The sequence below is a fragment of the uncultured Enterococcus sp. genome (assembly GCF_913775425.1).
Lineage (GTDB): Bacteria > Bacillota > Bacilli > Lactobacillales > Enterococcaceae > Enterococcus_G.
Genome location: NZ_CAJYIS010000050.1, coordinates 15,708 through 37,740 on the forward strand (window position 1 = coordinate 15,708; position 22,033 = coordinate 37,740).

A 22,033-nucleotide genomic window follows, 5' to 3' on the forward strand; every position below is an offset into this window, starting at 1 on the left:
GGTTATTTGGGCGAAAAAACAAAAACAACGACGGGCTTACCGAAATATCAACAAGTTGCGATTGAAATCGCGGAACGTATTGTGGAAGGCCGTTACCATATTGGGGAAAAAATCCATGCACGCTCGACACTTGCGACGCATTTTAATGTTTCACCAGAAACGGCACGCAAAGCGATCAATGTGTTAGTGGATCTACAAATTATGGACGTCAAACATGGAAGTGGTGCATTTGTATCATCAAAAGAGAAAGCACATGATTTTGTCGAGCAATATAAGGGGATCCAGACCATTCAAATGATTCGTGAAGATATGAAAGAAAGTATCCAGCGATCTAAAGAAGAAGCTGAACGGCAATATCAGTTGTTAAATGACTTGGTGCGTCAAATGAAGCAAGTTCACGATCAATTGCCTTTTGTACCATATGAGATTTTTTTGACGAGTGAAGCACGTAACTTAGAAGTGAGTATCAAAGATTTAAACTTTTGGCATCAAACAGGTGGAACGATTATTGCCATTCAAACAGATACGGAAACAATTATTTCTCCAGGGCCATACGCGAAACTAAGTGTTGGCAATCGAGTGTTTTTTGTTGGAAGTGAAGTCGTCTACCAACGTGTATCTAACTTTTTTTATGCGAATGAAACCCGTTAATATCAGCTTACATTGAGCCGGAACTTTTTTTCATGAAAAGTTTCGGTTCAATTTTTTGACAAACTGACCACACGATGTTAATCTAGTATGGTCAGTTTGATATTTTTTTAATATTTAAATCAGAAATAGGAGAGTGATATTTTTGGTAAAAGTTCGGGTGGAACATTTAACAAAAATCTTTGGGAAACGTCAACAACAGGCGTTAGAATTAGTAAAACAAAATAAATCGAAAAATGAAATCTTAGAAAAAACCGGTGCGACCGTTGGGGTTTATGACGCGAATTTCGAAGTGAATGAAGGGGAAATCTTCGTAATTATGGGTCTATCTGGTAGTGGGAAATCAACACTTGTTCGCTTGATCAACCGTCTGATCGATCCTTCTTATGGAGATATCTATATCGATGGTGAAGATATCGCAAAAATGAATAAAGAAGAATTACGCGAGATCCGTCGTCACAAAATCAACATGGTATTCCAAAACTTTGGATTATTCCCACACCGTACGATTTTAGAAAATACGGAATATGGCTTGGAAGTTCGTGGTGTACCAAAAGAAGAACGAACACAAAAAGCGGAACAAGCTTTAGAAAATTCTAGTTTGATCTCATTTAAAGATCAATATCCAAATCAATTATCTGGTGGGATGCAACAACGTGTGGGTCTAGCCCGTGCACTAGCAAATGACCCTGAAATCTTATTGATGGATGAAGCCTTTTCAGCGCTTGACCCGTTGATCCGTCGTGAAATGCAAGATGAGTTATTGGAACTACAAACAAAAGTTCAAAAAACAATCATCTTCATCACTCATGATTTAAATGAAGCATTACGTATTGGGGATCGCATCGCCTTGATGAAAGATGGTCAAATCATGCAGATCGGTACGGGTGAGGAAATCTTAACAAACCCAGCCAATGACTTTGTCCGCGAATTCGTAGAAGATGTGGATCGCTCGAAAGTCTTGACGGCGCAAAACATTATGGTTCCTGCGATTACCACAAACATCGAAATCGATGGACCAAACGTTGCGTTAACACGTATGCGTAAAGAAGAAGTAAGTATGTTACTTGCAATCGACAAACAGCGTAAATTAAAAGGAAGTTTAACGGCAGAATCTGCTCGTGACGCTCGTAAAAATAATTTACCATTAAAAGAAGTAATCGATAAAAACGTGAAAAAAGTCCATGCAGATACATTAGTCACGGACATTTTCAACTTGATTTATGATTCTCCAACTCCATTAGCTGTTGTCGATGACAATGAAAAATTAATGGGAGTTGTGATTCGCGGTAGTGTGATTGAAGCTTTGGCTGATACAGAAGGACCTATCGAAGAATCAATCATTGAGGAGGAAATGTTAAATGGATAATTTTTTACAACAATCGATTCCAGTTGCAGATTGGGTTGAAAGTGCATCAAGCTGGATAACCAGTACGTTTTCTGGGTTATTCCAAATCGTTCAAGATGGCGGAACTGCCGGAATGAACTTTATTACCAACGTATTAACATTGATTAATCCGTTATTGTTTATTGTCGTGATGACTGTCGCAGCCTTTATGATTTCTGGTCGTAAATGGGGATTAGCTGCGTTTAGTTTTATTGGATTGCTATACATCTACAATCAAAACTTGTGGGGCGACTTGATGAATACCGTGACGTTAGTGATCGTTTCCAGTTTAGTGTCGATCATCATCGGGGTACCATTAGGGATCTGGATGGCTAAAAGTGATCGTGCAGAAAAAGTGATCCAACCGATCCTTGACTTCATGCAAACCATGCCTGGTTTCGTTTACTTGATTCCAGCCGTTGCCTTCTTTGGTATCGGGATGGTTCCTGGGGTATTTGCCTCTGTAATCTTTGCTTTACCACCAACTGTTCGTTTTACGAACTTAGGGATTCGTCAAATTCCAAAAGAATTGGTTGAAGCATCGGATTCATTTGGTAGTACCGGACGTCAACGTCTATTCAAATTAGAATTGCCATTAGCAAAAAGTACGATTTTAGCTGGGATCAACCAAACAACAATGCTTGCATTGTCAATGGTCGTGATCGCGTCAATGATCGGAGCTCCTGGTCTAGGTCGTGGAGTATTATCTGCCTTACAACATGCGCAAGTCGGAAATGGTTTTGTAAACGGGTTAGCCTTAGTAATCTTAGCGATTATTATCGACCGTTTCACACAATTGATCAATAAACCAAATCACCAAAAAGAAAAAGCGGTTAGCAAGAAAACTTCTCGTATTGTAACAGTCGTAGCACTTGCTGCTATCGTAGTATCAATCGTAAGTGGTGCTTTCTTTAATGGTAAAGACAATCAAGCTGGAGCAAAAGGTACGGTAAACTTAGCTTATGTGGAGTGGGATACTGAAGTTGCGTCAACAAATGTTGTCGGTGAAGTCTTGAAACAAATGGGCTACACGGTAAACTTAACCCCTTTAGATAATGCGATCATGTGGCAATCTGTGGCAACTGGTCAGTCAGATGCGATGTTATCTGCTTGGTTACCAAGTACACATAAACCACAATATGAAAAGTATAAAGATCAATTGGTCGATTTAGGACCGAACCTTGAAGGGGCTAAAGTTGGATTAGTTGTGCCATCTTATATGGACGTAAATTCAATCGAAGACCTAAAAGACCAAGCCAACAAAGAAATCGTTGGGATCGAACCTGGTTCAGGTGCAGTCGCTGCAGCTGAAAAAACACAAGAGTCTTATCCAAACTTAGCCGATTGGAAAGTTTCGACTTCTTCATCAGGTGCGATGATGGTTGCGTTAGATCAAGCGTACCAAAATAAACAACCGATCGTGATCACAGGTTGGTCACCACATTGGATGTTTGCAAAATATGACTTGAAATATCTTGAAGATCCAAAAGAGACAATGGGTGGAGCAGAAAGCATCCATACCATGACTCGTGAAGGCTTTAAAGACGATATGCCAGAAGTAAACGAAGTATTAGACAACTTTAACTGGACAACAGATGATGTTGAATCTGTAATGCTTGAAATTTCTAATGGTACATCACCTGAAAAAGCAGCACAAAACTGGATTGAAAAAAATCAAGATAAAGTCGACGAATGGACTAAATAAACAAAAAAGAAGTCATCTAAGGATGGCTTCTTTTTTTGTTTTGCTCTTTGTAGAGTGACTTTACATGGTAAAAATTATTATAGAATAAGCTATTCATTTGCCGTGCTCATTCTAGTTTTATTTTGTATTTTCCAACATATCTGCCCCGGTAGGAACAAAATAAGCTGTCCCTTCATTTTTCCAACCAAGATTGACTAAATGCTGGATCTCAGAGGCATTTTTAGTAAATAAATGGCTTCCCGGTCCTTTAGCATTCGGATTAAAGGCACGGTATACGGCTTGTGTATTCATTGTTTGTTCTGCTGCACCGAATGAAATTCCTTCTGGAATCCAAGTCGCTTCATATAGTGCAAAATATTCATCTTGGCTCGTCGTAAACATATGCTCACCAGAATTTGGATTATAAATACGATAAATCGGTACAGTTGACCAGTCGTATCCTGCATATGCTACAGCTTCATTTTTCCACCCTTTATCGACAACATAATTAAATTCATCTTTAGACATTGTATAAAGATGATCTCCAGAGTTTGGGTTATACGCACGATAAACATCCTGAATAACTCCGTGAGCGAACGGTGCTGGATATGGCAAATTTGGATTGCCTAGCTCACCCAAAATGAACGTCAATTGATCAAAATGGGTAAATTCTTCTTTAAATTGTGCAAGCGATGTTGCAGTTCCATCTAATTGCCAAGCAGATTCGCTATTTTTAATAGAAACATTTTCTCCAAACAAAAGATGTTTCACTTCTTTACGAGCAATTTTTTGAGAGGCGTCTACAAATTCTGAATTCTTTTCAACTTCTGAAAGTGTGGCAGCATCATAGATCACACCGTTTTCAACACGCAAAGTACCTGTTTTGGTATCAAAGGTTACTTTTGCTGTACCCCATGTACTTATAACCGTATTTTTTTCGGTCATTACAGGTGGTTGACTTTCTGCATAAACGGTAGTGGTAGTCAATGCTGAGGCACTAACTGCGAGTAAAATTGTCGCACAAAACCCAATCAATACACTTTTTTTCATGTTTTTTCCTTCTTTCTTATTCAAAAATAAGATCATTTAAAGAAAATAGTATGTTATCCATCCCAAACGATCTCTTATTTACAAGTATATAGAATAGGAGGTCAAAAGTGAACTTACTTTTTGTGTTTAGATTTTTGTAAAGCGATTAGTGCATAGCAGTTAAATGAGTAGACAAATGATTGTGCTATAAAAGTTATGTATTTTTTTCGAACTCGCTCAGAAATGAAATCACGATTTTGATAGTAAAATTAAATTTAGCGCACGAGTGAAAGTAGTGTTCTGACATTTCGGTTTCATGTTGAAGAATCTCTTAAATTAAATTAAAATGAAATAAAGATGAGTGTATTCAAATTTTAGGTAAGGGAGTGAGTTTTATGAAAATGAGGTATATTGGGTATAGTATAGTAGGGCTCGTTGTATTGATCGGGATTGGATTGTTTATCGTGAAGACGAGTACAAAGACAGAACCAGAATTTACTGTAACAAAAGAAAAAGACCAAATGATCTATACGATCACGCAAAAAGAAGACGAATATATCGAGATTGAAAGCAAGGATTTACGAACGAATACAAGTGCAGAGGAAATGTCGACAAAAAATAGTCAAGTACCTTCCACTATAACCTATACTGTCACATTTAGTACAGCGCAAAAAGAAGGGAAGGCAATATCTGAAGTCAAGATGTCTGTATCCGACACTAAATATGGAGAGATGGATGCTTACGGAAGCAGTAGGTCTTTTGACAAGACCTTTTGTGCTTTTGTCCCTTATACTCAATCAAAAAATGGTGCTGTAGGGGTCTTTATTTTTTCTGACCAAGAGCAGACGATCGAGGCTGTAAAAAAAGATCCTGAAAAGGCCAAAAAGCAAATCAGTCAAGAGGATATTCTAGCGGAGCAAATCATTACCCTAAAAGAAAGATAATACATTCAGACTTTTAAACAGTGTGGATCGTGATGGTTTTGTGGTACACTAACCAAAGACCAAAAGAATGAAGAGGAATTTGATAATCATGAATCAACCAACACAATTGCAACGATCCGCTTATATTCACATCCCATTTTGTGAACATATCTGCTTTTATTGTGATTTTAATAAAGTATTTTTAGAAGGACAACCAGTCGACGAATATGTGACACGTTTATTAGATGAGATCTCATTGACGTTAGCCAAACAACCGATCACCGCATCTCCTACGATCTATATCGGAGGCGGCACACCGACTTCTCTAAATGAAGCGCAGCTCGATGCCTTACTTTCTGGAGTCGTGTCGCGCTTTCCGATGGAGACGGTTAAAGAATTTACGATTGAAGCAAATCCTGGTGATTTGACAAAAGGAAAACTACAAGTCATGAAAAATTATGGCATCGATCGTCTGTCGATGGGGGTGCAAACATTTGACGACCGTTTGCTAAAAAAAATTGGGCGTAAACATTCCGCGCAAGATGTTTACGATACGTTAGCCTTGCTTGATAAAGAAGGATTCCACAATATCAGTATCGATTTGATCTATGCTTTACCTGGTCAAACGCTTGAAGGATTTTCGGATACCTTAGCGCAAGCGTTAGCCTTTGACTTGCCTCATTATTCCTTGTATTCATTAATTTTAGAAAATAAAACGATGTTTATGAATTGGGTCCGCCAAGGGCGAATGGAACTACCTAGTCAAGAAGTCGAAGTGGCGATGTTTGAGCAAACGATTGAAGCAATGGAAAAATCAGGGTATCACCAATATGAAATCAGTAATTTTGCAAAACCTGGCTTTGAATCCAAGCATAATTTAGTGTATTGGAACAATGAGGAATACTTTGGGTTTGGTGCAGGTGCTAGCGGGTATGTCGATCAGACTCGTTATCGTAATTTTGGTCCGATCCAGCATTATCTCAACCCATTACGCGAACAAACTCTCCCCATTATGGAACAAGAACCGATTGCTAGAGTCAATCAAATCGAAGAAGAACTCTTTTTAGGGTTGCGGAAACAAACGGGTGTGTCAAAAGCACACTTTGAAACGAAATTTTCGACAACGATCGACGCGTTGTATCGACCAGTTTTAGATGAACTGATTGCTAAAGGATGGTTGATCGAAACAAAAGAAGCAATTGCTTTAACGAAAGCAGGAATGTTTGTAGGAAATGAAGTATTTGAGCGTTTTTTATTGGATAAATAGTTACGAAACCGCTAGAGCAATTGGACTCTAGCGGTTTTTAGCACTTGATGTAAAAGAGTGCTAAAAATGTGAGTGAAATTCTTGACAATTATCTAGAATATGATATATTTATACTTGTATTAGCACTTAAGTATATCGAGTGCTAACAAGGGGTGATGAAAATGTTGACCAATAGACAAGAAGAGATTCTACGTCTTATCATCCAGAACTATACTAGCGATGAACAGCCAGTTGGTTCGAAAACATTGATGGAATCTGGAATTGAAGCGAGTTCGGCTACGATTCGAAACGAGATGAAAACATTAGAAGCAAAAGGGTTAGTATTAAAGACCCATTCTTCTTCAGGACGTGTTCCTTCATTAGAAGGGTATCGTTATTATGTGGACCATTTATTGGTTCCAAAAACGATCTCTAAAGAAGAGACAGTCATGATCAAACATGCTTTTGCAAAAGAATTTCATGAAATCAATGAGATCATTCGTCAATCTGCGCTATTATTATCCCAGATGACAAATTATACTGCACTAGCACTTGGTCCGGAGATGAGTGATCGCAAGCTGACCGGGTTTCGGATGATTCCGTTAAATCAAAGACAAGTAGTGACGATTATTGTAACGGATAAAAATAACGTACAAAGTAGCGTATTTACAATTCCGGATACGATGAAGCTTGAAGATTTAGAAACGATTGCTTCAATAGTAAATGAGCGTCTACTCAATGAGTCATTGTTAACGGTATACCATCGTTTACGAACCGAGATTCCCATGATTATGAATCGCTATTTTCAATCGACGGAAGGGATTTTAGATGTGTTTTATCATCTACTCAGTCAAGCGTTTGAAGATAAGGTATTCGTTAGTGGACGGATGAATGTATTGAATTTCGAAACGAATCAAAGTGGCACGACAGTGAAACAATTGTATGATTTTATGAAAGATTCTGAAGCGCTCGGTCAATTGTTTGCTTCTAGAAACGACTCGATCCAAGTCAAAATTGGAAAAGAGATCGGTGTGGATCTACTAGAAAATATGAGTATCATTCAAGCAAACTATGAAATTAAAAACCATGGCTTAGGAACCATTGCCTTACTAGGCCCGGCGAATATGCCTTATGCGCAAATGTATAGCTTAATGGATCTATTCAAAGATGAGCTATCCACGACATTAGCCAATTATTATAACGGATTAGACCATGTCTATCATCTATAGAAAGGATGGAATTAAGTGACAAAACATGAGCAAGATATGCAAGAAGAACAAGTCGAGGAACTTGTAGAAGATCAAGTGACCGAAGCAATGGAAGAAGAGGTTGTATCTGAACTAGATACAGTTAAAGCTGAATTTGAAGCAATGGAAGATAAGTTCTTACGTGCTTCTGCGGAAATTGCGAATATTACTTCACGCAATCGTAACGAACGTGAATTGTTGCAAAAATACCGTTCTCAAGATTTAGGGAAAAAAGTATTGCCTGCAATCGACAATTTAGAGCGTGCAATGGCTGCTGAAGTAACGGATGAACAAAGTCAAAGCTTGAAAAAAGGCGTTGAAATGGTCTTAGAAAGCTTACGACATGCGTTAAAAGAAGAAGGAATCGAAGAAATTCCGGCTAAAGGTGAACCGTTTGATCCAATGCTGCATCAAGCAGTACAAACGATCCCAGCAACTGAAGATCAAGCAACAGATACGATCGTGGAAGTCTTGCAAAAAGGCTATCGCTTGCATGATCGCGTCTTACGACCAAGTATGGTTATCGTTGCACAATAAAAAATAAATCAAACCAATATTGATGTAAAATGAAAAAGGAGAGAATTAGATATGAGTAAAATTATCGGAATCGACTTAGGAACTACAAACTCTGCAGTAGCTGTATTAGAAGGCGGAGAAGCAAAAATCATTACCAATCCTGAAGGAAATCGTACAACTCCTTCTGTTGTCTCATTTAAAAATGGTGAAATCCAAGTGGGTGAAGTAGCAAAACGCCAAGCTGTAACAAACCCAAATACGATTTCTTCAATCAAACGCTACATGGGCGAACCTGGATACAAAGTTGAAGTAGAAGGTAAAAACTACACACCTCAAGAAATCTCAGCAATGATCTTACAATACATCAAAGGATTTGCAGAAGACTATCTAGGTGAAAAAGTTGAAAAAGCAGTCATCACTGTTCCTGCTTACTTTAACGATGCGCAACGTCAAGCAACAAAAGACGCTGGTAAAATCGCTGGTTTAGAAGTGGAACGTATCGTTAATGAACCAACAGCAGCAGCTTTGGCTTATGGTTTAGACAAAACAGATAAAGATGAAAAAATCTTAGTATTTGACCTTGGTGGAGGTACATTTGACGTATCTGTACTTGAATTAGGTGACGGCGTGTTTGACGTATTGTCAACAGCTGGAGATAACTTATTAGGTGGGGATGACTTTGATAACAAAATCATCGACCACATGGTAGACGTGTTCAAAAAAGAAAATGGAATCGACTTAAGTAAAGATAAAATGGCAGTTCAACGTTTGAAAGATGCTGCTGAAAAAGCGAAAAAAGATCTTTCTGGTGTATCAAGCACACAAATCAGCTTGCCATTTATCACAGCTGGAGAAGCAGGTCCACTTCACTTAGAAATGACCTTAACACGTGCGAAATTTGACGAAATCACAGCTGACTTAGTAGAACGTACAAAAGGTCCTGTACGTCAAGCACTAAAAGATGCTGGTTTATCTCAATCAGATATCGATGAAGTGATCTTAGTTGGTGGTTCTACACGTATTCCTGCAGTAGTAGAAGCAGTACGTAAAGAAACTGGTAAAGAACCAAACAAATCTGTAAATCCGGATGAAGTAGTGGCAATGGGAGCTGCGATCCAAGGTGGGGTAATCACTGGAGATGTAAAAGACGTTGTTTTACTAGACGTAACTCCATTATCATTAGGTATCGAAACAATGGGTGGCGTATTTACGAAATTGATCGATCGTAACACAACGATCCCAACAAGTAAATCACAAGTCTTCTCAACAGCAGCAGACAACCAACCAGCTGTAGATATTCACGTATTACAAGGTGAACGTCCAATGGCAGCAGATAACAAAACATTAGGTCGCTTCCAATTGACAGATATCCCAGCAGCACCACGTGGAATCCCTCAAATCGAAGTAACATTTGATATCGATAAAAATGGTATCGTAAATGTATCGGCTAAAGATCTAGGTACACAAAAAGAACAAACGATCACAATCAAATCTTCTTCAGGTTTATCTGATGATGAAATCGAACGCATGGTAAAAGATGCAGAAGCGAATGCTGAAGCAGATAAAGCGCGTAAAGAAGAAGTCGATCTACGTAATGAAGTCGATGCTTTATTGTTCACTGTAGATAAAACAACAAAAGAACTTGAAGGTAAAGTCGAAGAAGACGAATTGAAAAAAGCGGAAGAAGCACGCGATGAATTAAAAGCGGCTGTGGAAGCAAATGATATCGAAGCAATGAAAACAAAACGTGATGCGTTAAACGAAATCGTACAAAACTTAACCGTTAAATTGTATGAACAAGCTGCTCAACAACAAGCACAAGCAGATCCTAACGCAGCTCAAAGTGGCGCTGATGATGTAGTCGATGCTGACTTTGAAGAAGTGGATGACAACAAATAATCTAGTTCACGTTGAAAAAGCCAAAGTCGACTGCTTTGGCTTTTTCTTTTGATAAAATTTGAGTAACATCTTGAAAAAATCTATGTTAGAATACTAAGGTATATGAAGAAAACGGAGGGAAGCCCATGGCAACAAAACGTGATTATTATGAAGTCCTAGGTTTACAAAAAGGAGCTTCGGACGATGAAATAAAAAAAGCGTATCGTAAGCTTTCCAAAAAATACCATCCAGATATCAATAAAGAAGAAGGCGCTGAAGCTCAGTTTAAAGAAGTTTCAGAGGCATATGAAATTTTAAGTGATCCACAAAAACGTGCCGCTTATGATCAATATGGACATGCCGGGACAGATCCAAACTATGGTGGCGGCGGAGGCTTTGGTGGCTTCGGCGGTGCTGGTGGATTCTCTGGTGGTGGTTTTGGTGGCTTTGAAGATATCTTTGAGTCATTCTTTGGCGGCGGAGGTGGACGTGCTGCTAATCCTAATGCTCCAAGACAAGGTGCAGATCTACAATACATTATCGATTTAACGTTTGAAGAAGCGGTCTTTGGTGTAGAAAAAGAAATCCACTATAAACGTGAAGAAACCTGTCATACGTGTGAGGGTAGCGGAGCAAAACCAGGTACGCAACCAGAAACCTGTCATAAATGTCACGGAGCAGGTCGTATCAATGTAGAACGTCAAACACCGCTTGGTCGTGTGATGACACAACAAACGTGTGACGTGTGTCATGGAACAGGAAAAGAAATTGCGCATCCATGTGAAACGTGTCATGGAACAGGGCATGAAAAAGCAAATCATAAAGTAAAAGTCACTGTTCCAGCTGGAGTAGAAGACGATCAACAAATGCGTTTAGCTTCTCAAGGTGAAGCCGGAACCAATGGTGGTCCTTATGGAGATCTATACGTGATTTTCAGAGTTAAATCGTCAAATATTTTTGAACGTGATGGCGGTGAGATTTACTATGAATTGCCATTAAACTTTGTTCAAGCGGCTTTAGGTGATGAAGTCCAAGTCCCAACGGTTCATGGTGATGTGAAATTGAAGATCCCTGCTGGTACCCAAACAGGTGCGAAATTCCGCTTACGTGGTAAAGGAGCACCTCGTCTACGTGGTGGTGGCAACGGTGATCAACAAGTGACCGTGAAATTGATCACACCGAAAAACTTAAATGAACAGCAAAAAGATGCGTTACGTGAATTTGCGAAAGCATCTGGTTTAAGTACTACAGAACAACATGCAGAAGGCTTTTTCGATAAAGTCAAAGATGCATTTGGTGGTAAGAAAAAATAAGCACAAAGAAGCTGTGACCAAAATAGACAGCTCTAAGAAATAGGCCGAATCACGCCCGATAATTTCGGGCGTGATTCGGCTTATTTTCGTAGGCGGTGCTTCTAAAATACCATGTTTTCGATAGTGAAAAAGGTGTGACAATGTCCTGTCACACCTCTTTTTTCAGATATTTAAAACTTTGTTTAAAAAGTCTTTGGTACGTGGATTGGTTGGATGATTAAAAATTTGATCTGGTGTGCCATCTTCTAAAAAGTTTCCACCATCGATAAACATAACACGGTTGGCGACTTCTTTAGCAAATCCCATTTCGTGGGTAACGATCACCATCGTCATCCCTTGTTTGGCTAGTTTTTTCATAACGTTCAACACATCGCCAACCATTTCAGGATCTAGCGCGGATGTCGGCTCATCAAAGAGCATGATATCAGGATTCATCGCCAATGCGCGAGCAATGGCAACCCGTTGTTTTTGCCCACCAGATAGGTTATCCGGATAAGCGTCTTTTTTATCGGCTAATCCAACTGTTTCAAGTAGTTTAACAGCTTTTTTTTCTGCTTCGGCTTTACTTAATTTTTTAAGGTCTGTTGGTGCGAGGATGATGTTTTCCATAATCGATAGATGTGGGAAAAGGTTGAAGTGTTGAAACACCATCCCGATATGTTGACGGACCATATTGATATCTGTATTTTTATCCATTAGATGGGCGCCATCGACGATGATATCTCCGCTAGAAGGCTCTTCTAGACGGTTTAGACAACGTAAAAAGGTCGATTTTCCTGAACCAGAAGGGCCGATAATGCAGACGACTTCGCCTTCTTTGATCGAGACATTGATATCGTTTAAAACAGTATTGTCTCCGTATTGTTTGACTAAATGTTCTACTAAGATTTTTTCTGCCATCTTAATTCACCTTCTTTTCTAAAACTTTCGCTAAACGAGTTAATGCTGTGATCACGATTAAGTAGATCATCGCGATAATAAAGTAGACAGACGTACTTTGGAGCGTACTTGCTACAATGATTTTTCCAGTTTGTAACAACTCGACCACACCGATAGCGGAAATGATCGTTGTATCTTTTAAGGTAATGACGAATTGGTTAACAAACGAAGGCACCATGATGCGTACCGCTTGCGGTAAAATGATTTTTTGCATCGTTCGGTTGTAAGATAATCCAAGACTACGTGATGCTTCCATCTGTCCTTTTGGTACAGCGTTGATTCCGCCACGAACGATTTCAGCGATATAAGCACTGGCGTTTAGCGTCAAGGTGATGACCCCAGCAACAAAGTCTGGAATGGTAATGCCGATCGCTCCTGATAAACCAAAGAAGATAAAGAATGCCAATACCATCATTGGAATCCCGCGAATAATATCCACGTAGATTGACGCGATGATGCGTAGTGCTTTGATTGGTGCGACACTCATTAAGCCAAAGATGACGCCGACTAAAATCGCGAGCGCAAAGGAAATCAAGGCAAGAAGCATTGTTTTGCCTAAACCGGCAAGCAATTGTTTATAGTTGTTTTTTAAGATTCCCCATAAAGAAGAATTATCTTTAGTCGATTCTTGTTTGACTGGTTCGCCATCTGCGATATACGTTGCAATAATCTTGTCATATTCACCTGATTGTTTCATTTGTGCTAAAGCTTCGTTGAACATTTCAAGTAATTCTTGGTTTTGCCCTTTTTTCACAGCGAAGGCATATTCCCCGCCACTTTCACGTGCAATCGGTGTAGCAAGTTCTTGACCTTGAGAGATCGCATAGCCGATTACTGGATAGTCGTCCATGATGGCGTCGACTGCGCCGACCTTGACTGCTTCGTATAATTGATCTGCTGCATCATAACTTTTGATCGTGTAGCCATATTTATCTTTATTGGCTTCTAAAAAGTCCGCACTTTCGGTCCCAACTTTTACCCCGACCTTTTTGCCTTTTAAGTCTTCATAAGAGTTGATGTCTTTATTGCCTTTTTTGACTGCGATTTGGATACCGCTTTGGAAATAAGGAGTGGAAAAGTCGAATTCTTTTTTCCGTTCGTCTGTCACAGTCATACCGGCGATCATGCCGTCAGCTTGTTGCCCTTGTAAGGCTTGAACTGCTGCTGAGAAGCCGATGAAGTTAAAGTCGATCGTGAAACCTTGTAATTCTGCCGCTTTTTTCATCAAATCGACATCGATCCCCACATATTCATTGTCTTCGTTTTTGAATTCAAATGGGGCAAAAGCAGAGTCGCTTGCAATGATGTATTTCTCTTTTAGCGGTGTGATTTTTTTCATTTCTGTTTGTGATGTTGCCGTTTCGCTAGTTGTTTTGATATACGTTTGAACGATTTCGTCATATTGGCCTGATTCTTTTAATTTTTTAAGACCGGCGTTGAATTTTTGGATCAGTTCGGCATTTTCGCCTTTTTTGACTGCAAAACCGTAAGCATTTCCTTTTTCAGCTGTCCCAACGAGTTGCAAAGGTTCTCCCTTGTTGATGGCGTATCCTAAAACAGGATAATCATCGAAAATTGCTTGCACCGTTCCATTTTTGATGGCACCGTATACGCCAGTAGCATCGTCATAGGTTTTGATCGTATAGCCATATTTATCCTTGTTTGCTTCTAAAAATGTTGCACTTTCAGTTCCAACTTTAGCACCGACAACTTTTCCTTTTAAGTCTTCATAGGATTTGATTGAGTTATCGCCAGTTTTAACAGCCATTTGGATGCCGCTATCAAAATAAGGATCAGAAAAGTCAAAACTTTTTTTCCGCTCATCTGTAATACTCATTCCTGCGATCATACCATCTAGTTGTCCAGATTGGACTCCTTGGATCGATGAATCAAATCCCAGTGGACGCAAATTGATGGCGAATCCTTGATCTTTGGCGATCGCATTTAACAAATCAATATCGATCCCTACATAATTTTGATTGTCATCTTGAAATTCAAACGGAGCAAATGTGATGTCAGTTCCGATTTGATAAGTCGTTTCTTCTGCTTTTACGCTACGTGCCGTAAACAACCCTAACGTCGCCACGATGGAAAGTAGTGATAAATAAAAAAGCTTTCGTTTCATGTAATGATTTCCTCCATTTCTTCTCATAAAAACTTAGTCGATTCGATTTGAATTGACGATTAGCAAGAGTATAACAAGAAAAAAGAAAAAAATAAACTGAATGCTTACATGAAATGTTAGGAAAACTTACATGAAAAGTTTAAGAGATAAACTTCCATCCTTATGAAACAAGTCACAAGAATAGCGAAAATATGTTCGCTATGATAAAATATAAGAACGAAAACGAACAATTGAAATGAGGCTTGAGGATGATTGAACGAAATGATTCGATTCCTTTTGATCTAGTTTCTGCGTACCAACCGGCCGGTGATCAACCGGAGGCCATCCGCCAACTAGTCGAAGGAGTTCAAAAGAAAGAAAAAGCACAAATACTACTAGGAGCAACGGGAACGGGGAAAACCTACACGATCTCAAATGTGATCCAACAGGTCAATAAACCGACTTTGATCATTGCGCACAATAAAACACTAGCTGGTCAATTATATGGTGAGTTTAAAGAATTTTTCCCCAATAACGCAGTGGAATATTTTGTGAGTTATTATGATTATTATCAGCCAGAAGCTTACGTTCCCTCAAGCGACACATATATCGAAAAGGACTCAAGTGTCAATGATGAAATCGATAAATTACGTCATTCGGCAACGAGTTCGCTTTTAGAGCGCAATGACGTGGTAGTGGTGGCTTCAGTTTCTTGTATTTTTGGTTTAGGTTCTCCTATGGAATATCAAAAGCAAGTTGTCTCGATTCGCGAAGGAATGGAGATTTCACGCGAAGAAGTGTTGCGTCGTCTGATTGATATCCAATTTGAACGCAATGATATTGATTTTCAGCGGGGACGATTTCGCGTGAGAGGCGATGTTATCGAAGTCTTTCCAGCTTCACGCGATGAACGTGCGTTGCGGATTGAATTTTTTGGCGATGAAGTCGATCGGATTCGTGAAGTCGATGCCTTGACAGGTGAAGTCCACAACGATATAGAGCATGTCTCGATTTTTCCGGCAACGCACTTTTTGACCGATGAGAATCATATGGAAACCGCGATCGCTTCCATTCAAGCCGAACTTGAATGGCGTCTAAAGATTTTACGAGAAAATGAGCAGTTACTAGAAGCACAACGTTTAGAACAACGCACTAATTATGATATCGAGATGTTACGTGAAATGGGGTATACTTCAGGAATCGAGAATTATTCGCGACATATGGATGGACGTAAAGAAGGAGAACCACCTTATACGTTGATTGATTTTTTCCCTGAAGATTTTTTGATGGTGATCGATGAATCACATGTTACGATGCCGCAAATTAGAGGCATGTACAATGGAGATCGCGCACGTAAGCAAATGTTAGTAGACTATGGATTTCGTTTGCCATCAGCTTTAGATAATCGTCCTTTACGATTGGAAGAATTTGAAGCGCATGTCAATCAAATCATCTATGTTTCTGCCACTCCAGGACCATATGAATACGAGCAAACAGATCACGTCGTACAACAGATCATCCGACCAACTGGACTCTTGGATCCAATCATCGATGTGCGTCCTATCATGGGGCAAATCGATGATCTGGTAGGAGAGATCAACGAGCGTGCAGAAAAAGACGAGCGTGTCTTCATTACGACGTTGACGAAAAAAATGGCAGAAGATTTGACAGATTATTTCAAAGAGCTTGGTATCAAAGTGAAGTACTTGCATAGTGATATCAAAACACTTGAGCGAACTGAAATCATTCGTGACTTACGCTTAGGCGTATTTGATGTATTGATTGGAATCAACTTACTACGAGAAGGGATCGATGTGCCAGAAGTTTCTCTAGTTGCGATCTTAGATGCCGATAAAGAAGGATTCTTACGTAGCGAACGCTCATTGATTCAAACGATTGGGCGCGCGGCACGAAATTCCAATGGGAAAGTGATCATGTATGCAGATAAAATGACCGATTCCATGAATAAAGCGATCGAAGAAACGGCTAGAAGACGTTCGATCCAAGAGGCGTATAATGAAAAACATGGAATCACACCGATTACCATCAAAAAAGAGATCCGTGATCTGATCCGCATCTCTAAGGTCGCAGAAACTGCAGAAGCTTATGACGTGCAGTCGATTACCGAACTCTCAAAAGAGGAAAAAGAACAATTACTATTGAAGTTAGAAAAAGAAATGCGCGATGCGGCTAAAGCATTAGATTTTGAAACAGCTGCTACACTACGCGATACCATTTTAGAATTAAAAGCAGAATAATATAGGGGGCTTATTTGTGGCAAATGATAAAATAGTGATTCATGGTGCACGAGCACATAATCTAAAAAATATTGATGTGACCATTCCGCGTGACAAGATGGTCGTAGTGACCGGACTTTCTGGTTCTGGGAAAAGCTCGCTTGCCTTTGATACGCTTTATGCAGAAGGACAACGTCGTTACGTTGAGAGTCTTTCTGCTTATGCACGGCAATTTTTAGGTCAAATGGATAAACCGGACGTCGACAGTATCGATGGCTTGAGCCCAGCGATTTCGATCGATCAAAAGACTACGAGTAAAAATCCGCGTTCAACCGTTGGGACAGTCACTGAAATCAATGACTACCTAAGATTGCTTTATGCACGTGTAGGTCATCCGATTTGTCCAAACGATCATGTAGAGATTACCAGTCAATCAGTAGAGCAGATGGTCGATCAAGTATTGGCGCTACCTGAGCGTACAAAAATCCAATTATTAGCACCCGTTGTACATGAAAAAAAAGGACAACACAAAAAAGTGTTTGAAATGATCCAACGAGAAGGTTATGTTCGCGTACGGGTAAATGGAGAAACCTATGACATCACAGAAGTTCCGGAATTACCTAAAACGAAAAAACATTCGATTGCGATCGTTGTCGATCGTATCGTAATCAAAGACGGAATTCGTTCACGTTTATTTGATTCATTTGAAGCGGCGTTACGTTTAGCAGATGGCTATGCGGTTGTTGATGTGAACGGCGAGGAAGAGTTATTGTTTAGTGAACATTATTCTTGTCCTTATTGTGGGTTTACAGTCGGTGAATTGGAACCGCGTTTATTTTCATTCAATGCACCATTTGGGGCTTGTCCTGAATGTGATGGGTTAGGGATGAAATTAGAAGTCGATTTAGATTTAGTCGTACCTGATACAACCAAAACGTTGCGTGAAGGCGCTCTGGTGCCTTGGAATCCAATCAGTTCACAATATTATCCGCAATTGTTGGAACAAGCGTGCTATGCTTTTTCAATCGATATGGATACGCCTTTTGAACAATTAAGTCAACAAGAACAAAACATCATTTTGTATGGTTCTGGTGAAGAAGCGTTCCATTTCCATTACGAAAATGATTTTGGTGGTGTCCGTGATGTCGATATCGCGTTTGAAGGTGTGATGAGCAATATCAAACGACGTTATCACGAAACCAATAGTGATTTTACGCGAGAACAGATGAAATTGTATATGACAGAATTGCCTTGTAACGTCTGCCATGGTTATCGTTTGAACCGTCAGGCGTTATCCGTTAAAGTCGGAGGGGAACATATCGGTCAAGTGAGTGAAAAGGCGATCACCGAGGCGTTACATTTTGTTGATCAGCTAATCTTGTCTGAAAAAGAACAAACGATTGCACAACCGATCGTAAAAGAAATCAATGATCGGTTAAGCTTTTTACGTAATGTAGGACTTGATTATTTAACGTTAAGCCGTGCAGCCGGAACGCTTTCTGGAGGCGAAGCACAACGGATCCGCTTGGCTACACAAATTGGATCAAATCTATCTGGTGTCTTGTATATTTTAGATGAGCCTTCGATTGGATTGCATCAGCGTGATAACGATCGTTTATTAGATTCGCTTCGAAAAATGCGCGATCTTGGAAATACACTAATTATTGTAGAACACGACGAAGACACGATGCGCGCTGCGGATTATTTGATCGATGTAGGTCCAGGAGCAGGTGCTGCTGGTGGTCAAATCGTCGCACAAGGAACACCAAAACAAGTGGAAAAAAATAAAGCATCGCTTACTGGACAATATTTATCTGGTAAACGAAAAATCCCAGTACCTGAGACGAGAAGACAAGGAAATGGTCAGGCGATCGAAGTGCTTGGGGCTTCAGAAAATAACTTAAAAAATATTGATGTAGCTTTTCCCCTAGGTGAATTCGTTGCGGTCACAGGTGTTTCTGGTTCAGGAAAATCGACTTTGGTCAATGAGATCTTGAAAAAAGCCTTAGCGCAAAAAATCAATCGAAACAGCGCAAAGCCTGGAAAATATCGCTCGATTACAGGATATGAAGCTATTGAGAAAATCATTGATATCGATCAAAGTCCAATCGGTCGTACACCACGAAGTAACCCTGCGACCTACACGAGTGTTTTTGATGATATCCGTGATCTGTTTGCAAAAACCAATGAAGCAAAGGTCCGGGGATATAAAAAAGGGCGCTTTAGTTTCAACGTCAAAGGCGGTCGTTGTGAAGCTTGTCGTGGAGATGGAATTATCAAAATTGAAATGCATTTCTTACCCGATGTCTATGTACCGTGTGAAGTATGCCATGGGAAACGGTACAATTCGGAAACACTTGAAGTTCACTATAAAGGAAAAAATATTGCCGATATCTTAGATATGACGGTTGAAGATGCGGTCGAATTTTTCCAATCGATTCCAAAGATCAATCGGAAACTGCAAACGATCGTAGATGTCGGTCTAGGATATATCACATTAGGTCAACCTGCTACCACATTATCTGGTGGTGAAGCCCAACGGATGAAGCTCGCAAGTGAGTTACACAAGATATCAAATGGAAAAAGTTTTTACATCTTAGATGAGCCCACAACTGGACTACATTCAGAAGATATTGCCCGTTTGTTAAAGGTTTTGGATCGCTTAGTTGAAAAAGGCAATACGGTGTTAGTAATTGAACACAATCTTGATGTGATCAAGTCTGCGGATCATTTGATCGACCTTGGACCAGAAGGCGGTGCCGGTGGGGGCACGATTCTAGCGACTGGGACACCTGAGGCACTCGCACAAGTAGAAGAAAGTTATACTGGAAAGTATTTGAAGACAGTATTGTCTTAAAAAAAAGTAAAGGCGAAACTCGTCTTTACTTTTTTTTCGATAAAATGTAGTCATGATACGCCCGGGATGATATAATTGTTTAGATTATGAAAAAAGAGGGGGTAATACTATGGTAGATAATTTAGAATTAGTCATTATTACAGGGATGAGCGGAGCTGGAAAAACGGTGGCTGTTCAAAGTTTCGAGGACATGGGCTATTTTTGTATTGATAATATGCCGCCATCATTGATTCCAAAATTTTGGGAATTGATCAAAGAATCTGGCAAAATCTCAAAAATCGCATTGGTCGTCGATATGCGTTCACGCTCGTTCTTTGAAGAGATCCAAAGTATGTTGATTGAAATCGAGAATACCAATTTTATCAATACACGTATTTTATTTTTAGAAGCGTCAGATGCCGAATTGGTTTCTCGCTATAAAGAAACCCGTAGAGCTCATCCATTGGCAATGGATGGTTTGGTCACAGAAGGCATCAAGAAAGAACGTCACTTATTAGAAGAATTTAAAGCGCAAGCATCGGTTGTTGTCGATACAACAGAATTGACTCCACGTCAATTAAGAGAGCGAATCAATGCCGAGTTTCGGACGAGCGATACTACACCGGGATTTCGTATCGAGATGTTGTCATTTGGATTTAAGTATGGATTGCCAATCGATGCAGATATCGTGATGGACGTGCGTTTTCTACCAAATCCACATTATATCCAAGAATTGCGTCCATTAACGGGACTCGATCAACCTGTTTACGACTACGTGATGTCTTTTGATGAAACGGAAGCTTTTTACCAACAGTTTAGTCAATTGCTACTTAGCGTGATGCCAGGTTATATCAAAGAAGGCAAAAGCAGTCTAACGATTGCGATTGGATGCACGGGTGGACAACACCGTTCAGTGGCATTGACAAAACGAATCGGAGACTTGTTGAAGCAAGAGTATCTCGTACACACCACACATCGAGATAAAGATAAACGTAAAGAAACGGTCAATCGTTCATGAGCTTAAAGACTTACCGTATCCATAAACCAAAAGTGGTGGTGTTAGGTGGCGGAACGGGATTGCCGGTGATCTTAAAAAGCTTACGCAATCAAGGAGTAGACATTACAGCAGTCGTGACGGTCGCAGATGATGGAGGGAGTAGTGGGGTGATTCGTGATTCGATCACAATGGCCCCGCCAGGAGATTTACGGAATGTATTGGTCTCGCTATCGGATATGCCAAGACTTTATGAGGATATTTTTCAGTATCGTTTTAAATCAGAAGATCATTTTTTAGCCAATCATGCGTTAGGAAATTTGATTATTGCGGCTATTTCTGAAATGCGTGGGAGTACATATGACGCGGTACAATTATTATCTAAAATGATGCATGTCGACGGTCGCGTCTTTCCATCTTCTGATGAACCTTTGATTTTACATGCAGTGTTTAAAGATGGAACGGCGGCTGTAGGAGAATCGAATATTGCTAAACAGCGAAAAACGATTGATCGTGTTTTTGTGCAAAATCAACACAATCAAAGTGAGCCAAAAGCGGCACGTAAAGTGATTTCTTCAATTTTAGAGGCAGATATGGTGGTATTAGGGCCGGGTAGTTTATTTACCAGTATTTTACCAAATCTAATGATTGCTGAAATCGGCCAAGCGTTATTAGAAACAAAAGCAGAAACAGTCTATATTTGTAATATTATGACGCAAAAAGGCGAAACCGAGTATTTTAGCGATGCCGATCATGTGCGTGTCTTGCATGAGCACTTGCGTCAACCTTTTATCGATACCGTCTTGGTCAATATTGAAAAAGTACCAGAAGATTATATGGACAATGAGCGTTACGATGAGTATTTAGTCCAAGTAAAACATGACTTTTCGGCTTTACGTGATGAAGGTTGTCGAGTAGTATCTACTGACTTTCTTGAATTGCGTGATGGTGGAGTGTTTCACGATGGCGAAAAAGTTGTACAAGAATTATTGCGCTTAGTGTATGAACGAAAACGAAGACATTAAGGGCTAGTGTAGAAAGAAGGTGATCTG

The 22,033-nt window shown here is 39.8% G+C and carries 16 protein-coding genes; 13 read left to right on the plus strand and 3 right to left on the minus strand.

Annotated elements, in window-relative coordinates; genetic code table 11:
* The first annotated feature begins 6 nt into the window (after positions 1 to 6).
* From QZ413_RS05300 to QZ413_RS05310, 3 genes are all read left to right on the plus strand, one after another.
* Complete coding sequence (locus tag QZ413_RS05300) at positions 7 to 651, plus strand: GntR family transcriptional regulator (protein ID WP_297077250.1); 645 nt, start codon at positions 7 to 9, stop codon at positions 649 to 651.
* A 142-nt stretch (positions 652 to 793) separates the two neighbouring features.
* The gene (locus QZ413_RS05305; RefSeq protein WP_297077252.1) at positions 794 to 2,017 is read left to right on the plus strand and encodes a glycine betaine/L-proline ABC transporter ATP-binding protein; all 1,224 of its coding nucleotides are present in this window, start codon (positions 794 to 796) and stop codon (positions 2,015 to 2,017) included.
* Positions 2,010 to 3,740 carry an ABC transporter permease/substrate binding protein gene (locus QZ413_RS05310; RefSeq protein WP_297077254.1) on the plus strand — a complete coding sequence of 577 codons (1,731 nt, stop codon included), beginning with the start codon at positions 2,010 to 2,012 and terminating at the stop codon, positions 3,738 to 3,740. Before QZ413_RS05305 ends, QZ413_RS05310 begins: the two co-directional genes overlap by 8 nt.
* 117 nt (positions 3,741 to 3,857) lie before the next feature.
* Here the strand turns inward: QZ413_RS05310 and QZ413_RS05315 are convergent, their stop codons facing one another.
* Positions 3,858 to 4,769, minus strand: coding sequence for a hypothetical protein (locus tag QZ413_RS05315; RefSeq protein ID WP_297077255.1), 912 nt, complete (start codon positions 4,767 to 4,769; stop codon positions 3,858 to 3,860).
* A gap of 374 nt (positions 4,770 to 5,143) precedes the next feature.
* On the opposite strand from QZ413_RS05315, the gene QZ413_RS05320 reads away from it, so the two are divergent.
* The 6 genes from QZ413_RS05320 to dnaJ all read left to right on the plus strand — a co-directional run bounded on the left by QZ413_RS05320 (position 5,144) and on the right by dnaJ (position 11,871).
* A complete protein-coding gene (locus QZ413_RS05320; protein WP_297077257.1) occupies positions 5,144 to 5,692 on the plus strand; it encodes a hypothetical protein in 549 nt (182 codons plus the stop codon).
* A gap of 88 nt (positions 5,693 to 5,780) precedes the next feature.
* Positions 5,781 to 6,938 carry a radical SAM family heme chaperone HemW gene (gene hemW / locus QZ413_RS05325; protein WP_297077260.1) on the plus strand — a complete coding sequence of 386 codons (1,158 nt, stop codon included), beginning with the start codon at positions 5,781 to 5,783 and terminating at the stop codon, positions 6,936 to 6,938.
* Positions 6,939 to 7,099: 161 nt separating this feature from the next.
* Complete coding sequence (hrcA, locus tag QZ413_RS05330) at positions 7,100 to 8,146, plus strand: heat-inducible transcriptional repressor HrcA (RefSeq protein WP_297077262.1); 1,047 nt, start codon at positions 7,100 to 7,102, stop codon at positions 8,144 to 8,146.
* Positions 8,147 to 8,161: 15 nt separating this feature from the next.
* Positions 8,162 to 8,701: a nucleotide exchange factor GrpE gene (gene grpE / locus QZ413_RS05335; protein WP_297077263.1), complete on the plus strand. Its 540-nt coding sequence runs from the start codon at positions 8,162 to 8,164 to the stop codon at positions 8,699 to 8,701.
* 51 nt (positions 8,702 to 8,752) lie between these two features.
* Entirely contained in the window at positions 8,753 to 10,579 is a 1,827-nt protein-coding gene (gene dnaK / locus QZ413_RS05340) for a molecular chaperone DnaK (protein ID WP_297077265.1), read from the plus strand.
* Between the two features lie 125 nt (positions 10,580 to 10,704).
* Complete coding sequence (gene dnaJ / locus QZ413_RS05345) at positions 10,705 to 11,871, plus strand: molecular chaperone DnaJ (RefSeq protein ID WP_297077267.1); 1,167 nt, start codon at positions 10,705 to 10,707, stop codon at positions 11,869 to 11,871.
* Positions 11,872 to 12,033: 162 nt separating this feature from the next.
* Here the strand turns inward: dnaJ and QZ413_RS05350 are convergent, their stop codons facing one another.
* The gene (locus QZ413_RS05350; RefSeq protein ID WP_297077269.1) at positions 12,034 to 12,771 is read right to left on the minus strand and encodes an amino acid ABC transporter ATP-binding protein; all 738 of its coding nucleotides are present in this window, start codon (positions 12,769 to 12,771) and stop codon (positions 12,034 to 12,036) included.
* Between the two features lies 1 nt (position 12,772).
* Complete coding sequence (locus QZ413_RS05355) at positions 12,773 to 14,935, minus strand: amino acid ABC transporter substrate-binding protein/permease (protein WP_297077271.1); 2,163 nt, start codon at positions 14,933 to 14,935, stop codon at positions 12,773 to 12,775.
* Positions 14,936 to 15,183: 248 nt separating this feature from the next.
* Here QZ413_RS05355 and uvrB point away from each other — a divergent pair, with 248 nt between their 5' ends.
* The 4 genes from uvrB (at position 15,184) to yvcK (ending at position 22,006) form a co-directional block, all read left to right on the plus strand.
* Entirely contained in the window at positions 15,184 to 17,172 is a 1,989-nt protein-coding gene (gene uvrB, locus QZ413_RS05360) for an excinuclease ABC subunit UvrB (RefSeq protein ID WP_297077274.1), read from the plus strand.
* 16 nt (positions 17,173 to 17,188) lie between these two features.
* Positions 17,189 to 20,008 (plus strand): excinuclease ABC subunit UvrA, encoded by a 2,820-nt coding sequence (uvrA, locus tag QZ413_RS05365; protein ID WP_297077276.1) that lies wholly within the window; start codon positions 17,189 to 17,191, stop codon positions 20,006 to 20,008.
* A gap of 109 nt (positions 20,009 to 20,117) precedes the next feature.
* On the plus strand, positions 20,118 to 21,005 hold the full coding sequence (rapZ, locus tag QZ413_RS05370) for an RNase adapter RapZ (RefSeq protein ID WP_297077278.1): 888 nt from the start codon (positions 20,118 to 20,120) through the stop codon (positions 21,003 to 21,005).
* Positions 21,002 to 22,006, plus strand: coding sequence for a YvcK family protein (yvcK, locus tag QZ413_RS05375; RefSeq protein ID WP_297077280.1), 1,005 nt, complete (start codon positions 21,002 to 21,004; stop codon positions 22,004 to 22,006). Before rapZ ends, yvcK begins: the two co-directional genes overlap by 4 nt.
* Positions 22,007 to 22,033: the final 27 nt, after the last annotated feature.

Coding starts and splice junctions, on each gene's coding strand:
- QZ413_RS05310 (WP_297077254.1), top strand. CDS start 2,010: ATGGATAATTTTTTACAACAATCGATTCCAGTTGCAGATTGGGTTGAA.
- QZ413_RS05315 (WP_297077255.1), bottom strand. CDS start 4,769: ATGAAAAAAAGTGTATTGATTGGGTTTTGTGCGACAATTTTACTCGCA.
- QZ413_RS05320 (WP_297077257.1), top strand. CDS start 5,144: ATGAAAATGAGGTATATTGGGTATAGTATAGTAGGGCTCGTTGTATTG.
- hemW (WP_297077260.1), top strand. CDS start 5,781: ATGAATCAACCAACACAATTGCAACGATCCGCTTATATTCACATCCCA.
- hrcA (WP_297077262.1), top strand. CDS start 7,100: ATGTTGACCAATAGACAAGAAGAGATTCTACGTCTTATCATCCAGAAC.
- dnaK (WP_297077265.1), top strand. CDS start 8,753: ATGAGTAAAATTATCGGAATCGACTTAGGAACTACAAACTCTGCAGTA.
- dnaJ (WP_297077267.1), top strand. CDS start 10,705: ATGGCAACAAAACGTGATTATTATGAAGTCCTAGGTTTACAAAAAGGA.
- QZ413_RS05350 (WP_297077269.1), bottom strand. CDS start 12,771: ATGGCAGAAAAAATCTTAGTAGAACATTTAGTCAAACAATACGGAGAC.
- QZ413_RS05355 (WP_297077271.1), bottom strand. CDS start 14,935: ATGAAACGAAAGCTTTTTTATTTATCACTACTTTCCATCGTGGCGACG.
- uvrB (WP_297077274.1), top strand. CDS start 15,184: ATGATTGAACGAAATGATTCGATTCCTTTTGATCTAGTTTCTGCGTAC.
- rapZ (WP_297077278.1), top strand. CDS start 20,118: ATGGTAGATAATTTAGAATTAGTCATTATTACAGGGATGAGCGGAGCT.
- yvcK (WP_297077280.1), top strand. CDS start 21,002: ATGAGCTTAAAGACTTACCGTATCCATAAACCAAAAGTGGTGGTGTTA.